Source organism: Falsiroseomonas sp. (genome assembly GCF_051859025.1).
Taxonomy (GTDB): Bacteria; Pseudomonadota; Alphaproteobacteria; order Acetobacterales; family Acetobacteraceae; genus Falsiroseomonas.
Map to the genome: position 1 here is coordinate 882,905 of NZ_JBHYGL010000001.1, position 15,150 is coordinate 898,054.

14 protein-coding genes are annotated in these 15,150 nt (G+C 71.0%); 4 read left to right on the forward strand and 10 right to left on the reverse strand.

Annotated elements, in window-relative coordinates:
• Positions 1-82: 82 nt before the first annotated feature.
• Positions 83-1,150, reverse strand: coding sequence for an alcohol dehydrogenase (locus ACTIE5_RS04305; RefSeq protein ID WP_439548453.1), 1,068 nt, complete (start codon positions 1,148-1,150; stop codon positions 83-85).
• Positions 1,151-1,343: 193 nt separating this feature from the next.
• On the opposite strand from ACTIE5_RS04305, the gene ACTIE5_RS04310 reads away from it, so the two are divergent.
• On the forward strand, positions 1,344-2,633 hold the full coding sequence (locus tag ACTIE5_RS04310; protein WP_439548454.1) for an NtaA/DmoA family FMN-dependent monooxygenase: 1,290 nt from the start codon (positions 1,344-1,346) through the stop codon (positions 2,631-2,633).
• Here ACTIE5_RS04310 and ACTIE5_RS04315 read toward each other — a convergent pair whose 3' ends face one another.
• Positions 2,634-3,134, reverse strand: coding sequence for a hypothetical protein (locus ACTIE5_RS04315; RefSeq protein WP_439548455.1), 501 nt, complete (start codon positions 3,132-3,134; stop codon positions 2,634-2,636).
• A 140-nt stretch (positions 3,135-3,274) separates the two neighbouring features.
• Between ACTIE5_RS04315 and ACTIE5_RS04320 the strand changes: the two genes are divergently transcribed.
• Complete coding sequence (locus ACTIE5_RS04320) at positions 3,275-3,934, forward strand: YidB family protein (protein WP_439548456.1); 660 nt, start codon at positions 3,275-3,277, stop codon at positions 3,932-3,934.
• Here ACTIE5_RS04320 and ACTIE5_RS04325 read toward each other — a convergent pair whose 3' ends face one another.
• From ACTIE5_RS04325 to ACTIE5_RS04340, 4 genes are all read right to left on the reverse strand, one after another.
• On the reverse strand, positions 3,935-4,912 hold the full coding sequence (locus ACTIE5_RS04325; RefSeq protein WP_439548457.1) for a tripartite tricarboxylate transporter substrate-binding protein: 978 nt from the start codon (positions 4,910-4,912) through the stop codon (positions 3,935-3,937).
• An 83-nt stretch (positions 4,913-4,995) separates the two neighbouring features.
• Complete coding sequence (locus tag ACTIE5_RS04330; protein WP_439548458.1) at positions 4,996-6,072, reverse strand: toxic anion resistance protein; 1,077 nt, start codon at positions 6,070-6,072, stop codon at positions 4,996-4,998.
• Positions 6,069-6,854, reverse strand: a complete 786-nt coding sequence (locus ACTIE5_RS04335) for a hypothetical protein (RefSeq protein WP_439548459.1) — start codon at positions 6,852-6,854, stop codon at positions 6,069-6,071. The genes ACTIE5_RS04330 and ACTIE5_RS04335 overlap by 4 nt, the downstream gene beginning before the upstream one ends.
• A complete protein-coding gene (locus ACTIE5_RS04340; protein ID WP_439548460.1) occupies positions 6,851-7,024 on the reverse strand; it encodes a hypothetical protein in 174 nt (57 codons plus the stop codon). The genes ACTIE5_RS04335 and ACTIE5_RS04340 overlap by 4 nt, the downstream gene beginning before the upstream one ends.
• Positions 7,025-7,220: 196 nt before the next feature.
• On the opposite strand from ACTIE5_RS04340, the gene ACTIE5_RS04345 reads away from it, so the two are divergent.
• Both ACTIE5_RS04345 and ACTIE5_RS04350 read left to right on the forward strand, forming a co-directional pair.
• Positions 7,221-8,090, forward strand: a complete 870-nt coding sequence (locus tag ACTIE5_RS04345) for a phosphate/phosphite/phosphonate ABC transporter substrate-binding protein (RefSeq protein WP_439548461.1) — start codon at positions 7,221-7,223, stop codon at positions 8,088-8,090.
• 28 nt (positions 8,091-8,118) lie between these two features.
• Positions 8,119-10,038: an ATP-binding protein gene (locus tag ACTIE5_RS04350; protein ID WP_439548462.1), complete on the forward strand. Its 1,920-nt coding sequence runs from the start codon at positions 8,119-8,121 to the stop codon at positions 10,036-10,038.
• Positions 10,039-10,263: 225 nt separating this feature from the next.
• Here ACTIE5_RS04350 and ACTIE5_RS04355 read toward each other — a convergent pair whose 3' ends face one another.
• Genes ACTIE5_RS04355 through ACTIE5_RS04370 form a run of 4 tightly spaced genes read right to left on the reverse strand, consistent with a single transcriptional unit; the run spans position 10,264 to position 15,148 of the window.
• Positions 10,264-11,151 (reverse strand): ABC transporter permease, encoded by an 888-nt coding sequence (locus ACTIE5_RS04355; protein ID WP_439548463.1) that lies wholly within the window; start codon positions 11,149-11,151, stop codon positions 10,264-10,266.
• Complete coding sequence (locus tag ACTIE5_RS04360; protein ID WP_439548464.1) at positions 11,148-12,095, reverse strand: ABC transporter permease; 948 nt, start codon at positions 12,093-12,095, stop codon at positions 11,148-11,150. The genes ACTIE5_RS04355 and ACTIE5_RS04360 overlap by 4 nt, the downstream gene beginning before the upstream one ends.
• Before the next feature lie 27 nt (positions 12,096-12,122).
• Positions 12,123-13,625, reverse strand: a complete 1,503-nt coding sequence (locus tag ACTIE5_RS04365) for an ABC transporter substrate-binding protein (RefSeq protein ID WP_439548465.1) — start codon at positions 13,623-13,625, stop codon at positions 12,123-12,125.
• An 11-nt stretch (positions 13,626-13,636) separates the two neighbouring features.
• Positions 13,637-15,148, reverse strand: a complete 1,512-nt coding sequence (locus tag ACTIE5_RS04370; protein ID WP_439548466.1) for an ABC transporter substrate-binding protein — start codon at positions 15,146-15,148, stop codon at positions 13,637-13,639.
• Positions 15,149-15,150 lie beyond the last annotated feature (2 nt).

A 15,150-nucleotide genomic window follows, 5' to 3' on the forward strand; every position in this document is an offset into this window, starting at 1 on the left:
CCCGCGCATCCGCCGTCAGGTTCGTCTCACACGGCATCCGCCGTTGGGACCTGTCCAGACGGCATCCGCCGTTGGGACCTGTTCAGACGGCATCCGCCGTCAGGACGATCCGACCCGTCACCTGGCCGGCGCGCAGGCGCATCAGCGCGCTGTCGGCCTGGGGGAAGGGTTCGCGGGTGATGGGGATGCCGGGCAGCGAGCCGCCCTGCGCGATCTTCACCAAAGCGCGCAACTCCTTGGGATTGCCGACATAGCTGCCCTGGACGGTGACGGCGCGCATGGCCATCAGCGGCAGGGGCAGCGACAATTCGCCGCCGAACAGCCCGACCTGCACCAGCTTGCCGCCCTTGCCCAGCGCATCGAAGGCGAAGCGCGCGGTGGCGCTGCCATTCACCAAATCCACCACCGCCATCACCGGCCCGCCGCACACTTCCACCAGCTTCGCGGAGACGTTGTCGCCGCGGGCATCGACGGTATCGGTCGCGCCGGCTGCCTTCGCGGCCTCCAGCTTCTCCGCGCCGATATCGACGGAGACGATGCGGCGATGGCCCATCGCCTTCAGCACCGCGATGGCCTGCAGGCCGAGCCCGCCGGCGCCGATCAGCAGGATGGGATCATCGGCGTCCATCGGCATCAGCTTGTTGATGGCGGAATAGACGGTGATGCCCGAACAGGCATAGGTCGCGGCCAAGGCCAGGTCGAGGTTGCCGGGATCGACGAGGTGGCGGGGTTCCGGCACCAGGATATGCGTGGCGTAGCCGCCATTCTGGAAGACGCCGAGGGAACGCCCATTGGCGCACATGTTGTCTTCCTCCGCCCGGCAGCGGGCGCAGGTGCCGCAGCCCACCCAGGGGAAGACGATGCGGGTCTGACCGACTTCCAGGCCCTGGCCGTCAGCCTCCGGCCCCCAGGACAGCACGCGGCCCACCGTCTCATGCCCCATGGCGAGCGGCAGCTTCACGCCGCGGTCGGAGAGCTTCATCTTGCCCCGGCTGCCGAGGTCGTATTCGCCTTCCCAGATATGCAGGTCGGAATGGCAGACGCCGGCATGGGTGACTTCCAGCAGCACCTGCTTCCCCGTCGGCACCGGCGTCGGCAGCTCGATCTCCTGCAACGGCTTTCCCGTCTCGACCACGGCCCAGGCCCGCATGGCGTATTCCCTCCTCATGCTTCAGCTTCAGGCCAGCACCGGGGCCCATCGGGGTCAAGCTTGGGGGGCAAGCTTCGGGGTCACGCTTGACAGGGGCGCGCGCGGCTTGGCCCACTGGGGGCGGCGGCGCGCGGCAAGAGGCGCCGCGTGGGATGGGACATCGCCGGTCGCGTCATTCCGCGAAAGGCTGCGCATGGAACGCCCCTTCCACCTCGCCTGGTTCGTCTCCCGCGGCTACGGCCCCAAGGCCTGGCGGTATGAATGGGGCGGCGACCAGTCCCGCTGGATGATGCCGGACCTCTTCGTCGATCTCGCCGTGGCGATGGAACGCGCGGGCTTCGACTATGTGATGATGGAGGACAGTTCCAACGTCCCCTACACGCACAAGGGCACGCATGACGACTACCTGAAATACGCGATGGCGACGCCGAAGCTCGATCCCGCGGTGCTGGTGCCGTACATGGCGATGGCGACGAAGCGGATCGGCCTGGTGACGACGATGTCCACCACCGAATACCCACCCTTCCTGCTGGCCCGCCTGGTGAACACGCTGGACCACGTCACGGAAGGCCGCGTCGGCTGGAACATGGTGACGGGCAGCAACGACGGCGGCGCGCAGAATTACGGCCTGGATCGGCAGTTCGAGCATGATGAGCGCTACGACCGCGCGGATGAGTTCGTGGAGATCGTCACGCGGCTCTGGGAAAGCTGGGCGCCGGATGCGGTGGTGATGGACCGCGACGCGCCGCTGTTCGCGGACGGGTCCAAGGTGCAGGCGCTGCACTACAAGGGGCGCTACCACCAGGTGCGCGGGCCGCTCAGCGCGCCACGATCGCCGCAGGTGCGGCCGGTGCTGTGCCAGGCCGGCGGGTCGCCCCGCGGGCGGCAATTCGCGGCGCGGTGGTCGGACACGATCATCACCTCGGCGAAGGATGTAGCCTCCATGCGGGCGACGCGGGATCGCATCCGCGCCGATGCGGTGGCGATGGGGCGCGACCCCGATGGCATCAAGGTGCTGTTCCTGGTGGACCCGCTGGTGGACCACAGCCTGGAAGCGGCCGAGCATCGCCGGCGCATCCTGGAGGCCGATGTGGCCCTGCATGTGGACCAGCATCTGGCCTCCGCCTCGCGGCTCAGCGGGATCGATTTCTCCCAATTCCCGATCGATGAGCCCCTGCCCCGGCTGACCAGCAACGGGCATCAATCCGTGGTGGACCGCTTCGTCGGGCTGACGCCGCGGCAGGTGGCGGGGCGGGCGGAACTCGGCATCCGCTTCACCGGCACGGTGGACCAGGTGGCGGGGATGATGGAGGAGGCGATGCGGGAGGCGGGCGGCGACGGCTTCCTCATCGTCCATGCCGATTTCACGCGCCGCTACATCGCGGAGATCTGCGACGGGCTGGTGCCGGAATTGCAGCGCCGCGGCCTGACCCGGCGGCGGTATGAGCACGCGACCTTCCGGGACAACCTGCTGGCCTTCTGATCAGCGCAGGCCGAGCGCGCGGTGGGTGCAGGCTTCCAGCGCCAGCATGATGTCGCGCATCGGCATCCCCGCATCCCAGCTGTAGCGGTGCCGACCGAACTGGATGACCAGCGGCCCGGTGGAGGCCATCAGCGCATCCGCCGTGCGGGGATCGAGCTCCGCCCAGGCGCGGTCGCCGCTGGCGGCGCCGGCCAGGTCCCGGCGGCCGGCGGCGGTGAAGACAGTCAGCACATGCGGTGCCTGCAAGGGCGGCGTGGCGGGGACGCTGATGGAAAAGGCGCGGTCGCGGGTGAAGGCGATGCGCAGCAGGGCGGCGGCGTTGCCGTTGCTGGCGGCGCAGCGCTGGAAGGTCCCGTTCTCGAACACCCGGATGATGGCGGCGTGGCCGGTGCGGCCGACCAGTTGCTGCCGGTGGTTCTGCGCCGCGGCCGAGGCGGCGGCGCCCAGCAGGAAGGCCAGGACCAGCGCCCAGGGGAGGATGGGGCCGACCATTCCCCGCATGACATGCCTCCTGACCGCGCCGTCTCAATCACCATCCATCCTGCGGCAGAGGGGTTGCCGAAGACCTAAGCCGGGCCGGGCCGGTGCCGAACCCCGCGCCACGGGCCGCGTTGCCCCGGGGCATGAGGGAGAAGACGGCCATGAGCGATATCCTGTCCCGCATCCTGGCGGGTGTCCTGGGTGATGGCGGCGCGGGGGCGAACCAGCAGGGGTCGGGCATGGGGGATTCGCCGCTCGGGCGGCCCAGGCTGCCGGATGCGGAAGCGGGCCGGTCCGGCGGGATGGCCGGGGGCATGGGTGGCGGGATGGGCGGCGGGCTCGGCAGCATCCTGGGCGGGCTGCTCGGCGGCGGGCGCGGTGGGGCGGCAGCGCCCATGCCGTCGGGCGGCGGGCTGGGCGGGCTCGCCGGCGGGCTCGGCGGCATGAAGGGCATGGCGCTGATGGCGCTGCTTGCCTACCTCATGCGGGGCCAGGGTGGGGCGCAGGGGCTGACCAGCCTGACGGACCAGCTTCGCGGCGCCGGGCTGGGCGACCGCGTGGATAGCTGGGTGCAGGACGGGCCGAATGGCGATGTGTCGCCGGAGGAGCTGCGCCGCGCCATCCCGCCGGAGGCGCTGGACCAGGTCTCCGCCGCGACCGGCGAGGGGCAGGACGACATCCTGTCCCAACTCAGCCGCGGGCTGCCGGGGATGGTGGACCGGCTGACGCCGAAGGGGCGCCTGCCGGACCGGGACAATGAATTGCCGCAGGCCGAGCCCGATGACCTGCTGGCGCCCTTCGGGATCGGCACCCGGCGCTGATCAGTCCGGCCGAATGGCGTTTTCCCGCACCACCCGGCCCCAGGTCGCGATCTGGGTCGAAAGGAAGGGGCCGAAGACGGCCTCCCCCTGCGGGTCCAGGTCAATGCCCAGGCCGATGACCCTGGCGCGGACCTCCGCGATGGCGAGGGCGGTTCGCAGCGCACCCTCCATCCGCTGGCGGATCGCGGCGGGCAGGCCGGCGGGGCCGAGGAAGCCCCAGAAGGCGCGGGCATCGATGCCAGGGACGCCGGATTCCGCGAGAGTCGGGATATCGGGCATGGAGGGGGAGCGCGTGGCCCCGGTCTGGGCCAGGGGCATCAAGGCGCCGCTGTCGATATGGACGCCGATGGCGGGGCGGGTGGCGATGGGCAGGTCGACCTCCCCGGCCACGGCGGCGATGGAAAGCGGGCCGCCGCCGCGATAGGGCACATGCACCAGCTGCAGCCCGGCCGCCTTGCCGACCAGCGCCATGGTCAGGTGGGCCAGCGACCCGTTGCCGATGGTGCCGTAGGTGACGGTATCGGGCCTTGCCTTCGCGGCTTCCGCCATGGCGGCGAAGCTGCGCCAGGGGCGGGTGCGATGCGCGGTCAGCACCATGGGCGCGGTGCCGAACATCAGCAGCGGCGTCATGTCCTTCTCGGTATCGAAGCCGATGGTCGGGATCAGCGCGGGGTTCACCGCATGGGTGTCGAAGACCAGCACCCAGTTGTTGCCATCGGGCGCGCTGCGCGCGACCAGCGCGGTGCCGAGCGCGCCGGAGGCCCCTGCCCGGTTCTCCACCACGATCGGCTGGCCGAGCGCGGCCTGGAGATGGGGTTGCAGCAGGCGGGACAGCGCATCGGTGGAACCGCCCGGCGGGAAGGGCACGACGATGCGGATGGGGCCGGTGGGCCAGGATTGCGCGAGGGCTGGGGCTGCCAGCGTGGCGGTGGTGGCGGTGGTGGCGGCCAGCAGCGTGCGGCGCGTGAAGGCGTTCATGGTTGTTCCTCCCTGGTGTTCTTGGGAGGCATCTGGCCCGGGCCGGGCGGCGCGCGCAACCGGATTGCGCGCGCCAGCCAAGCCTAGACCGGGCGGGTGACCGGCACCCCCGCCTTGGCCTGGACCAGCACGCGGCGGATGTCGCCTTCCAGCTTGGCCAGTTCCTCCGCCGCGCGGGCGCGCTGGCCGCGGGCCTCGTCGGCGATGCGCAGGCTGTCCTCGATGGTCGCGACCAGGGAGGCATTGGCCTTCTGCACGGCGGCCAGGTCGAAGATCCCGCGTTCGAGTTCGGTGCGGGCTTCGAGGTTGCCGCGGCGCAGCGTCTCCGCATTCGCGGTCAGCAGCTGGTTGGTCAGGTCGGTGGCCTGCTTCACGGCGGAACCGGCTTCGCGCATCCGGTGGATGGCCAGCGCCTGGGCCAGCTGCTGGCGCCACAGCGGCACGGTGTTGGCCAGAACGGAGTGGATCTTGCTGGCCAGTGCCTTGTCATTTTCCTGGATCAGCCGGATCGAGGGCAGCGCCTGCATCGCCACCTGGCGGGTCAGCCGCAAATCATGCACCCGGCGGTCCAGCTCGTCCCGCGCGCCGCGCAGGTCCCGCAGCCGCTGGGGCCCCAGATCGTCGCCGGGATTGGCGGCGAGCGCGGCTTCCATGGCGGGGATCGCCTCCTGATCGGTCCGGGCCAGCACGGCTTCCCCGGCCTGGACGTGGTCGCCGAGTGCGTGGAACCACTCCAGCGTCGCCTGATACAGGCGCTCCAGCCGCTCCACATCTTCCAGCAGCCGGGTGCGATGGGTGTCGAGCTTGTCGCCGATCCCCTCGATCTGGCCCTTCACCGTCTCATACTTCTGGATGATGCCGGTGACTTCCGCGCCGGCCTTGGTGAAGACGCGGGCGAAGAAGCCGGGGCGTTCGTCGAGCTTGGTGACATCGAAGCCGCGCAGCGTGGCCAGCAGGGAGGACAGGGTGCGCCCGGCCTCCCCCGTCTCCTGGTTCTTCGCCCCTTCCAGCATGGCATCCGCCGCCGCCTGGGCGCGCGTCTGCGTCTGCTGGCCGAAGCGGAGGATGGAGCCGGGGTCGGAGAGGTCGATCTGGCGAGCCAGTTCGTCGATACCCGCGACGGGCGCCGGGTCCGGGACGGTGGGCTGGGTCGTGCTCATGCGTATCCTTCCTGGCGCAGCCGCTCGGCCAGCACCTTCACCTGGATGTCGAGGGCGGCACTCTCCTCGGCGCGCAGGCGGGCCTGGAGTTCCTCGGCGGCGGATTGCAGATCCTCCAGCAGCTTCGGCATGCCGGGGGGCGGTTCGGCGCCGGCCTGGAGGCGATCGGCGATGCGTTCCAGCCCATCCAGATGGACGGCGAGGAAGCGGCGGGCCAGCGGCAGGCGGTCCGGCCGGGCATCGAGGTCATCGAGCACCGCGGCCATGGCGCCGGTGACGCCGGCGAGCGTGGGGGCGGCGGCGATGCGGGCCAGGCGGGCGCGGGCATCGTCCAGCGGGCCGGGGGCGGCGGGGGGCGGCGGGGCCTCCACCTCCGGCACCGCGCCGTCATACATCAGGCGGGTGCCGGCCCAGGCGCCGGCGGCCAGCAGCACGGCCAGCGGCGCGCCCATCTGCGCGCCGAGGCCCGCGACCAGGCCGGTGGCGACGGCCATCAGCACGGCGGCGCGGCGCGTATCCCCTGCCCGGCCCCGGCGCAGCGTGCGCACGGCCAGCAGCGGCAGGCCGATGCCGAGGCCGGCGGCGACCACGCCGCGCGTGTTGCCGCGCGCGATCTCGATCACCGCGTCGGGCAGGAGGGGCCAGGTGAACAGCGGCAGCAGCAGGCCGCGCGTGCCGGCGCGGAAGCGGCTGGCCTGGTCCTCCAGCCTGGCGCGGGCGTCGCGCCAGGCATCGGGGTGGCGCCAATCGGGGGGACGCCCATCGGGGGCCGGGCGGTTCATCGGAACAGCGCCAGGATGCAGGCCATCCAGAGCGTCAGGCCCATCAGCCACATGCCGGCCACCCGGCGCAGGGGCCAGGGGATGGAAGGCAGCAGGATCCGCGGCCGTGCCAGGGTTGGCTGCCCGGCTGCCGGGAAGCGGGACGCGGGAGGGCGGTCAGTGGTGCGCATGTTGTCTCTGACATCGCCCCTCGGCCCGGCTGCATCAAGGCCCGGCCGCATCAAGGCCTGCATGCCGCAAGTTGCGGGCAGAAGGCGGCTGTTTTGAACTCGGAAAGGAGCCGGCACGAGAATGGCTGTGCGAAGGCCGATTGCGTGTCAGAATGAAGGCAAGAGCCGGCCTGGCAGCGAAGGGAGACGCACGGTTGTGACCAATCACCTGACGAGACGTGCGGTCGGCGCCGCTGCCCTGCTGGCGGTCCCCCTGCTGGGCGCGCCCGCCCTGCTGGCCCGCCCCGCCCGCGCCCAGGCGTCGCCGCTGCAATTCGGCGTCATGCCCAATGTCAGCCCCCGCGTGCTGCTGACGCAGTACCAGCCCTTCCGCGCCTTCCTGGAACAGGACCTGGCACGGCCGGTGGAGGTGGTGACGGCCCCGGGGCTGGCGCCCTTCCATGAACGGACGGTGGCCGGCGCCTATGGGCTGGTGGTGACGGCAGCCAACCTCGGCCGCGTCGCGCAGAAGGATGCGGGGCTTCAGCCCTTCGCGATCTACGAACCGCGCATCCCCGGCCTGCTGGTGACGCACCGGGACCGGCCCGTCACCGATATCGGCGCGATCCACGGCCGGCAGGTGGCCATGACCAACCCGCAATCGCTGGTGGCGCTGAAATTCGTCCACTGGGCGCGCGCCGCCGGAATCCGCATCGGCCAGGACGCCACCGCCGTCCATGCGCGGAACGAGGACAGCCTGGCGCAGCTGCTGACCGGCCCCGACACGCCGCTGGCGGTGATGAGCCGGGGCGAATTCAACGCCATCGGCCCCGCGGTGCGGGAAACGCTGGTGGTCTGGCAGCAATTCGCCGCCGTGCCGGCCTTCCTGATGCTGCTGGGCCCGGGAACGCCGCCGGAGGAAGCGCGCCGCATCACCACCTGCATCAGCCGCTTCCCCGCCAGCCCCGCCGCGCGCCAGTTCTTCGAACTGACCGGCTTCCGCGGCATCCGCGCGGTGACGGATGCCGATCTGGCGGAGGTGGATGACGTGGTGGACGAAACCCGCACCCTCCTGCGCGGCGCCTGAGGACGGCGGCGTCCTGGCCGCGCCTGGCATGCTGCGGAGCCTTCCCTTCCGCCTGAAGCTGTTCACGCTGGCGGCCTGCGCGCTGGTGGCGCTGGCGGCGGCGCTGACCATGATCCAGGACCGCCTGGTGCTGAAGGTGCTGGAAGCGCAGTTCGAAAGCCGCGCGGCGGCGGCGCGGCCGATCCTGCAGGCGGCGCTGGCGGCGCCGCTGGCGGAACGGGACTTTGCCACCATCCAGGCCATCATCACGGAAAGCGTCAACGCCGGCAGCTTCGCGCATATGGTGCTGCTGGATGCGGGCGGGCAGCCGGTGGCGGCGGCGGGGTGGAACGTGGCGCGGGACGGCACGCCGCAGTACCAGGGCCGGCCCCTGGCCATGCCCGATGGCGACAGCCGCATGGTGTACGAGACGCCCGTGAGCCTGGCGGGCCAGCGGCTCGGCACCGTGCATTTCGGCATGTCCCTGGCACCGATCGAGGCCGCGCACGCGGCGCTCGTCACCGGGGGCGTCGTGGCGGCCATCCTCTGCGTGGCGCTGATGGTGCCGGTGGTGGAATTGGGCTCCCGCTGGCTGTTCCGGCCACTGAAGCGGCTGGAAGCGGCGGCGGCGGCGATCCGCGGGGGGGATTACGACACGCCGCTGGACCCCCGCGCGCTGCGCGCCACCGTGGCGCGGGAAGGCGGGGGCGACGAGATCGCGCGGCTCGGCAGCACCTTCATCGCCATGGCCGGCGCGATGCGGGAGAGGCTGGAGGCGCTGTCCGCCAGCGAGGCCCGGCAGCGCGCCCTGCTGGAGGAAGCCCGGCTGCGGGAGGCGCTGCTGCGCACCGCCAAGGAACAGGCGGAGGTCGCCACCAGGGCGAAGAGCGAGTTCCTGGCGAATATGAGCCACGAGGTCCGCACGCCGCTGAACGGCATCCTCGGCATGGCGCAGATCCTCGCGGCCTCCGAGCTGAACGAGGCGGACCGGGAGGCGGTGCAGGTGATCCTCGACAGCGGGAACCTGCTGCTCGGCATCATCAACGACATCCTCGACATCTCCCGCCTCGAATCCGGGCGCGTGAAGATCGAGGTCGCGTCGGTGGACACGGTGCCGATGCTGTCCCAGCCGCTATCGGCCCTGGCCGCCGCCGCGCTGCGCAAGGGCGTGGGCTGGACGGTGGAGCTGGCGCCCGACCTGCCGCGGCAGGTGATGGCGGACCGGATGCGCGTGGCGCAGGTGCTGGTGAACCTGGCCGGCAATGCGGTGAAGTTCACGGAAAGCGGGCAGATCCGGATCCGCGCCCGATGGCTCCAGCTGCCCGCCGGCGGGCGGCTGCGGGTGGAGGTGGCCGATACCGGGATCGGCATCCCCAGGGAATCCTGGCCCCAGCTCTTCGAACGCTTCGCGCAGGCGGAGATGTCGACGACCAGGCGCTATGGCGGATCGGGCCTCGGCCTCGCGATCTCCCGCCAATTGGTGGAGCTGATGGACGGGCGGATCGGCTTCGACAGCCAGCCGGGCCAGGGCAGCACCTTCTGGTTCGAACTGCCGCTCGGCCTGCCGGCGCTGGCGCGGATGGAAGCGGCCGGCGGGCGCCGCGTGCTGGTGGTGGAGGCGCTGCCCAGCCACCGCACCGCGGCCAGCGCCCTGCTGCGGCAGCTGGACCACGCCGTCACCACCGTGGGCGATGGGAAGGCGGCGGAAGCGGCGCTGCGGGACCAGGCCTTCGACGTGGTGATGCTGGACCTGGACGGGCCGGAGGGGTGGGAGACGGCATCGCGGCTGCTCGGCATGACGAAGGGCCAGGCGCGGGTGCCGATCATCGGCACCGCCGAACAGCCCGACACGGCGCTGCGGGAACGCTGCGGGGCGGCGGGGCTGGCCGGGCTGCTGGGCAAGCCGATGCGGCTGCGGGACCTGCATCCCGCGATCCAGACGGCGGTGGCGGAAGCGGCGGCGCGGTAGGGCCGGGTTCGCCTTCCTGCTGCGCTACCCGCCGCCGATACCCGAGGCCATCTGGCCGGTGCGGCCCGCCGCCCTGGCAGCGGGGGCAGGCATCATCGCGCGTGCCAGGGGTGCAAGGGCGGTCGTCGCGGCCTTGTCCTCGTCCTGTAGGCGCCATCCTCCCTATGGGATGGCGCCAAGGCGCGCGACGAGGCTCCGTTCAGCGCGTGCCGGCGCGCTGGTGCCTCAGCGCCGATCCGCGCGGGGATCCAGCGCATCCCGCAGCCCGTCACCGACCAGGTTGAAGGCGAGGACGACGACGAAGATCGCCGCGCCGGGCGCGATGGCGAGCCAGGGCGCGCCATCGAGGAAGCGCTGGGCGCTGTTGAGCATCGACCCCCAGGACGGCGCCGGGGGCTGCTGGCCGAGGCCGAGGAAGCTGAGCGACGCCTCGGCGATGATCGCCTCCGCGATCGCCAGCGTGGATTGCACCAGCAGCGGCGGGATGATGTTGGGCAGGACATGGACGAAGGCGATGCGCCAGGGCGGGTTGCCCAGCGCGCGCGATGCCTCCACCCAATCCGTGCTTTTCGCATCCAGCGCCATGCCGCGGGACAGGCGGACGAAGACGGGGCTGGCGGTGATGGCGATGGCGATCATCGCATTCTCCAGCGCCGGGCCGAGGAAGGCGGCGAGCGCGATCGCCAGGATCAGGAAGGGCACGGACAGCATGGCATCCGCGATGCGGGAGATGGTCGCATCCACCCAGCCCCCCGCCAGGCCCGCGAGCAGCCCGATGGGCACGCCGATCAGCACCGCGCCGAGCACGGAGATGACGCCCGCCATCAGCGATGCCCGCGCGCCCCAGATCAGGCGCGACAGCACGTCCCGCCCGTTCTCATCCGTGCCGAACCAGTGCAGGGCGGAGGGCGGCTTGCGGATGTTGGTCCAGCTGGTGGCGATGGGGTCGTAGGGCGCGATCCAGGGGGCCAGCGCCGCGATCAGGATGAAGGACAGCACCACCACCAGGCCAGCCACCGCCAGCTTGTGGCGCAGGAAGCGGCGGACGGCGCGCCGCGCCGGGGATTGGCCGCGCTCCAGCGGCGGCGCCTTGGTGGCGACGGTGGTGCTCATGCCTGCCTCAGGCGCGGGTTGATCGCCATGTAAAGGATATCGGCGATGAGGGAGAGGAGGACGAAGATCAGCGCGGTGGCGAGCACGACGCCCTGCACCACCGGATAGTCCCGGTTGAAGACGGCATCGACGACCAGCTTGCCGAAGCCGGGGATGGTGAAGATCTGCTCCGTCAGCACGGCGCCGGCCAGCAGGCGGCCGAATTCGATGGTGCCGAGCGTGACCACCGGGATCAGCGCATTGCGCAGTGCGTGGCGGCGGATGACCGATTTCTCCGACACGCCCTTGGCGCGGGCGGTGCGGATGTAGTCCTGGCTCAGCGCCGTCAGCATCGCCGCGCGGGTGTGGCGCATCAGCACGGAAGCAACGCCGGTGCCGAGCACGAAGGCGGGCATGATGGTGGTGGCCAGCGACTGCACCGGGTCTTCCCACAGCGGCACGTAGCCCGATGGCGGCAGCCAGCCCAGCTGCACGCTGAACAGCAGGATCATCATGATGCCGAGCCAGAAATTCGGCGTGGAGATGCCGAACAGCGCGATGCCGTTCGCCGCCCAATCCGTCGGCGTGTCCCGCTTCACGGCGGAGAGGATGCCGAGCGGCACGCCGATGATGATGGCGATGATGAAGGACATGGTGGCGAGCTGGATCGTCACCGGCAGCTTCTGGAGGATGAGGTCCGTCACCGGCATGCGGATGCGCCAGGAGAACCCGAAATCCCCCTGCACGACATTGCCGACCCAGTACAGGTACTGCTCCACGATCGGGCGATCGAGACGCAACTCCTCCCGGATCTGCTGCAGCACCAGCGGGTCGCCGCGTTCCTCGCCGGCCAGGATCAGCGCGGGATCGCCGGGCATCAACTGCTGCAGGCCGAAGATCATGAAGGAGAGGATGATCAGCGTCGGGATGATCTGCCCGATGCGTCGCAGGAGCCAGGCCCACATGGTCAGGCGATCCTTTGGGTCAGATGGTCAGTCAAGGCGAACATCCTGCAGGCGGATGAGGCCATCGGGATGCGCCTGCAAGCGGCGGACACGGGCGCTGTAGGCGGTGATGTTCATGCGGTGCCACAGGTACATCCGGCTGCGGTCCCTCCCGATGGCGATGCGCCAGGCGGCGTCATAGAGGGCGAGGCGCTTCGGCAGATCGGTCTCCGCCCGGGCCGCGTCCAGCAGGCGGTCGACCTCGGGGTCCGCGTACTTGCCCTCGTTCGTCGCGCCGCGGCTATGGGCGCCGTGGTAGATATTGCCATCGGGATCAGGGCGGCCGGACCAGGCGGTCAGCGAGGCCTCGAAATCCCCGCGGTTCGAGGCGGCGAGGCCGGAGGCGTATTCCATCGCATTCAGGCGGAGGTCGAAGCCGGCCTCCCTCACCATGGCCTGGATCATCTCCCCCACCTGCCGCAGGTCCGGGCTGTTAGGGACGGTCAGCGAGAGGGAGACGGGCGTGGTGGCGCCGGCTTCGCGCAGAAGCGCGCGGGCGCGGTCGAGGTCCCTGCCCGGCACCGGCCCGATGGCGCGGAGGTGGTAGGGGGAAGCGGGCGGCACGGGCTGGACGGTCGGCGTGTACTGCCCGCCATAGACCACCTGGTTGATGGCCTGGCGGTCGATCGCGGCCTCGAATGCCGCGCGGATGCGGGCATCCTGGCCGAAGGGCGTGCGGGACCGCGGGCCGTTGGCGATGTTGAAGGTGATGACCTGGTAGCCGAGTTCCTCGGCCTGGGCGATGCGGAGACGCGCGTTGCGGCGCAGCGCGGGCACGTCATCCGGCTCCACCTGCATCGCGACATCGAGCGCGCCGGCCTGGAGGTTGGCGCGGCGCGCGGTGTTGTCCGGGATGGCCTGGAAGGTCACGCGCGGGATGTGGATGCGAGCCGCGTCCCAGTATTGAGGAAAACGGTCGAGGACGATGCGGTCCTGGGCGATGCGCTCCACGAAGCGGAAGGGGCCGGCGCAGACGGGGGCGCGGCCGAAATCGCGGCCGGCGGCTTCGACCGCCGCGGGGCTCAGGATCATGCCGGCGCGGTCCGAGAGCTGGGACAGGAAGGCGCCGGAGGGGGCATCGAGGCGGAGCAGGATGGTCAGCGGGTCCACCACCTCGATCGCCTGGAGGTTGGTGAGTTCACCGCGGCGGAAGCTACCCTGCATCGTCAGGTGCCGGTGCAGCGAATGGCGCACGGCCTCCGCATCCATCGGGCGGCCGTCATGGAAGGTGACGCCGGGGCGCAGCGTGATGCGCAGCGTCCGCTGGTCCGCCCAGGACCAGCCGGTGGCGAGCTGGGGCACCAGCCCCAGCTTGTCATCCACGTCGAACAGCTTGTCGCAGAGCCCGATGAAGACCGTGCGGCTGGCGAAGGTGCGCGCCAGCGTCGGGTCCAATATGTCGGGGTCGTCCTTCAGGCCGATGCGCAGCGGCTGTCCCGCGGCGGGTGCGACCGCCGCGAGAAGCGCGAGAAGCATCAGGACACCGCGCATCGGTCGCTTCCTCAGTTCAGGCGCATGCCCTGCAGGCGGATCAGCCCGTCCGGCACCGGCACGAAGCCCGTCAGGCGCGTGGTGTGGCCGACGATGTTCTTGCGGTGCCAGAGGTAGATCAGGCCGAGGTCCTGCGCGCGGGCGCGCCACATCTGCTCATACAGCGCAGCGCGGCGGGCCTGGTCCGATTCCACCCGCGCGGCGGCGATCAGGCGATCGACCTCGGGGTTGGAATACTTGCCGTCATTCTGCGGGCCCTGGCTGTGGATGAAGGTGAAGATGTTGCCATCGGGGTCGGCGCGGCCGGACCAGGCGAGCAGATAGGTCTCGAACTCACCGCGCGTCGCGGCCTGGAGGGAGGAGGCGAATTCCATCGCGTTCAGCCGCAGCTCGAAGCCGGCTTCGCGCACCATGGCCTGGATGACCTCGCCGACCTGGCGGAGATCCGGGTTGTTGGGGATGGTCATCTCCACCTGCACCGGCATGCGCACGCCGGCCTCGGCCAGCAGGGCGCGGGCGCGGGCGACATCGCGCGCGGGCGGGGTGATGGAGCGCGCGTGATAGGGGTTGGAGGGCGGCACGGCCTGGGCGGTCGGCGTGTACTGGCCCTCATAGACCACCTGGTTGATGGCGGCGCGGTCGATGGCGAGTTCGAAGGCGCGGCGCACGCGGGCGTCCTGCCCCATCGGCGTCTGCGCGCGGGCGCCATTGCCGACATTGATGGTGATGCCCTGGTAGCCGAGTTCGTCGGAGACGCTGACGCGCAGGCGCGAATTGCGGTTCACCTGGCGGAGGTCATCGGGCTCGATCGTCTGCACCAGTTCGAGCGAACCGGATTGCAGATTGGCCAGGCGGACGGTGTTGTCCGGGATGGGCAGGTAGGTGACGCGGTTGATATGGACGCGGCCGGCGTCCCAGTAGTCGGGGAATCGCTCCAGCACGATGCGGTCCTGGGCCACCCGTTCGACGAAGCGCATGGGGCCGGCGCAGACGGGGCGGTTGCCGAAATTGCGGCCGGCGGCTTCGGCCGCGCGGGGGCTCACGATCATGCCGGCGCGGTCGGTCAGCTGGCTGACGAAGGGCGCGAAGGGCTCCCGCAGGCGCACGCGGACGGTCTGGGGGTCCACCACCTCGGCCGAGGTCATGGAATTGATCTCGCCACGGCGGAAGCTGCCCTGCATGGTGAGGTGCCGGGTCAGCGAATAGACGACGCTCTCCGCCGTCATCGTGTCGCCATCGTGGAACTTCACGCCCTGGCGGATGGTGATCAGCAGGCTCTGCGGGTCTTCCCAGCGATAGCCGGTGGCGAGCTGGGGGACGATCTCCAGCTTCTCATTGATGTCGAAGAGCTTGTCGCAGAGGCCGGCGAAGACGATGCGGCCGACGAAGGTGCGGGCCAGGGTCGGGTCGAGGATATCGGGGTCTTCGCGCAGGCCGATGCGGATGTTCTGCGCCTGCGCGGCGGGCGCGGCGGAAAGGGCGGCCAGGGCGACGAGGCCCATGGCGAGGGTCTTACGGATCATTG

Excerpts from the sequence above, each read along its gene's own strand:
- ACTIE5_RS04305 (WP_439548453.1), bottom strand. The coding sequence starts at position 1,150 with ATGCGGGCCTGGGCCGTGGTCGAGACGGGAAAGCCGTTGCAGGAGATC.
- ACTIE5_RS04310 (WP_439548454.1), top strand. The coding sequence starts at position 1,344 with ATGGAACGCCCCTTCCACCTCGCCTGGTTCGTCTCCCGCGGCTACGGC.
- ACTIE5_RS04315 (WP_439548455.1), bottom strand. The coding sequence starts at position 3,134 with ATGCGGGGAATGGTCGGCCCCATCCTCCCCTGGGCGCTGGTCCTGGCC.
- ACTIE5_RS04320 (WP_439548456.1), top strand. The coding sequence starts at position 3,275 with ATGAGCGATATCCTGTCCCGCATCCTGGCGGGTGTCCTGGGTGATGGC.
- ACTIE5_RS04325 (WP_439548457.1), bottom strand. The coding sequence starts at position 4,912 with ATGAACGCCTTCACGCGCCGCACGCTGCTGGCCGCCACCACCGCCACC.
- ACTIE5_RS04330 (WP_439548458.1), bottom strand. The coding sequence starts at position 6,072 with ATGAGCACGACCCAGCCCACCGTCCCGGACCCGGCGCCCGTCGCGGGT.
- ACTIE5_RS04335 (WP_439548459.1), bottom strand. The coding sequence starts at position 6,854 with ATGAACCGCCCGGCCCCCGATGGGCGTCCCCCCGATTGGCGCCACCCC.
- ACTIE5_RS04340 (WP_439548460.1), bottom strand. The coding sequence starts at position 7,024 with ATGCGCACCACTGACCGCCCTCCCGCGTCCCGCTTCCCGGCAGCCGGG.
- ACTIE5_RS04350 (WP_439548462.1), top strand. The coding sequence starts at position 8,119 with ATGCTGCGGAGCCTTCCCTTCCGCCTGAAGCTGTTCACGCTGGCGGCC.
- ACTIE5_RS04355 (WP_439548463.1), bottom strand. The coding sequence starts at position 11,151 with ATGAGCACCACCGTCGCCACCAAGGCGCCGCCGCTGGAGCGCGGCCAA.
- ACTIE5_RS04360 (WP_439548464.1), bottom strand. The coding sequence starts at position 12,095 with ATGTGGGCCTGGCTCCTGCGACGCATCGGGCAGATCATCCCGACGCTG.
- ACTIE5_RS04365 (WP_439548465.1), bottom strand. The coding sequence starts at position 13,625 with ATGCGCGGTGTCCTGATGCTTCTCGCGCTTCTCGCGGCGGTCGCACCC.
- ACTIE5_RS04370 (WP_439548466.1), bottom strand. The coding sequence starts at position 15,148 with ATGATCCGTAAGACCCTCGCCATGGGCCTCGTCGCCCTGGCCGCCCTT.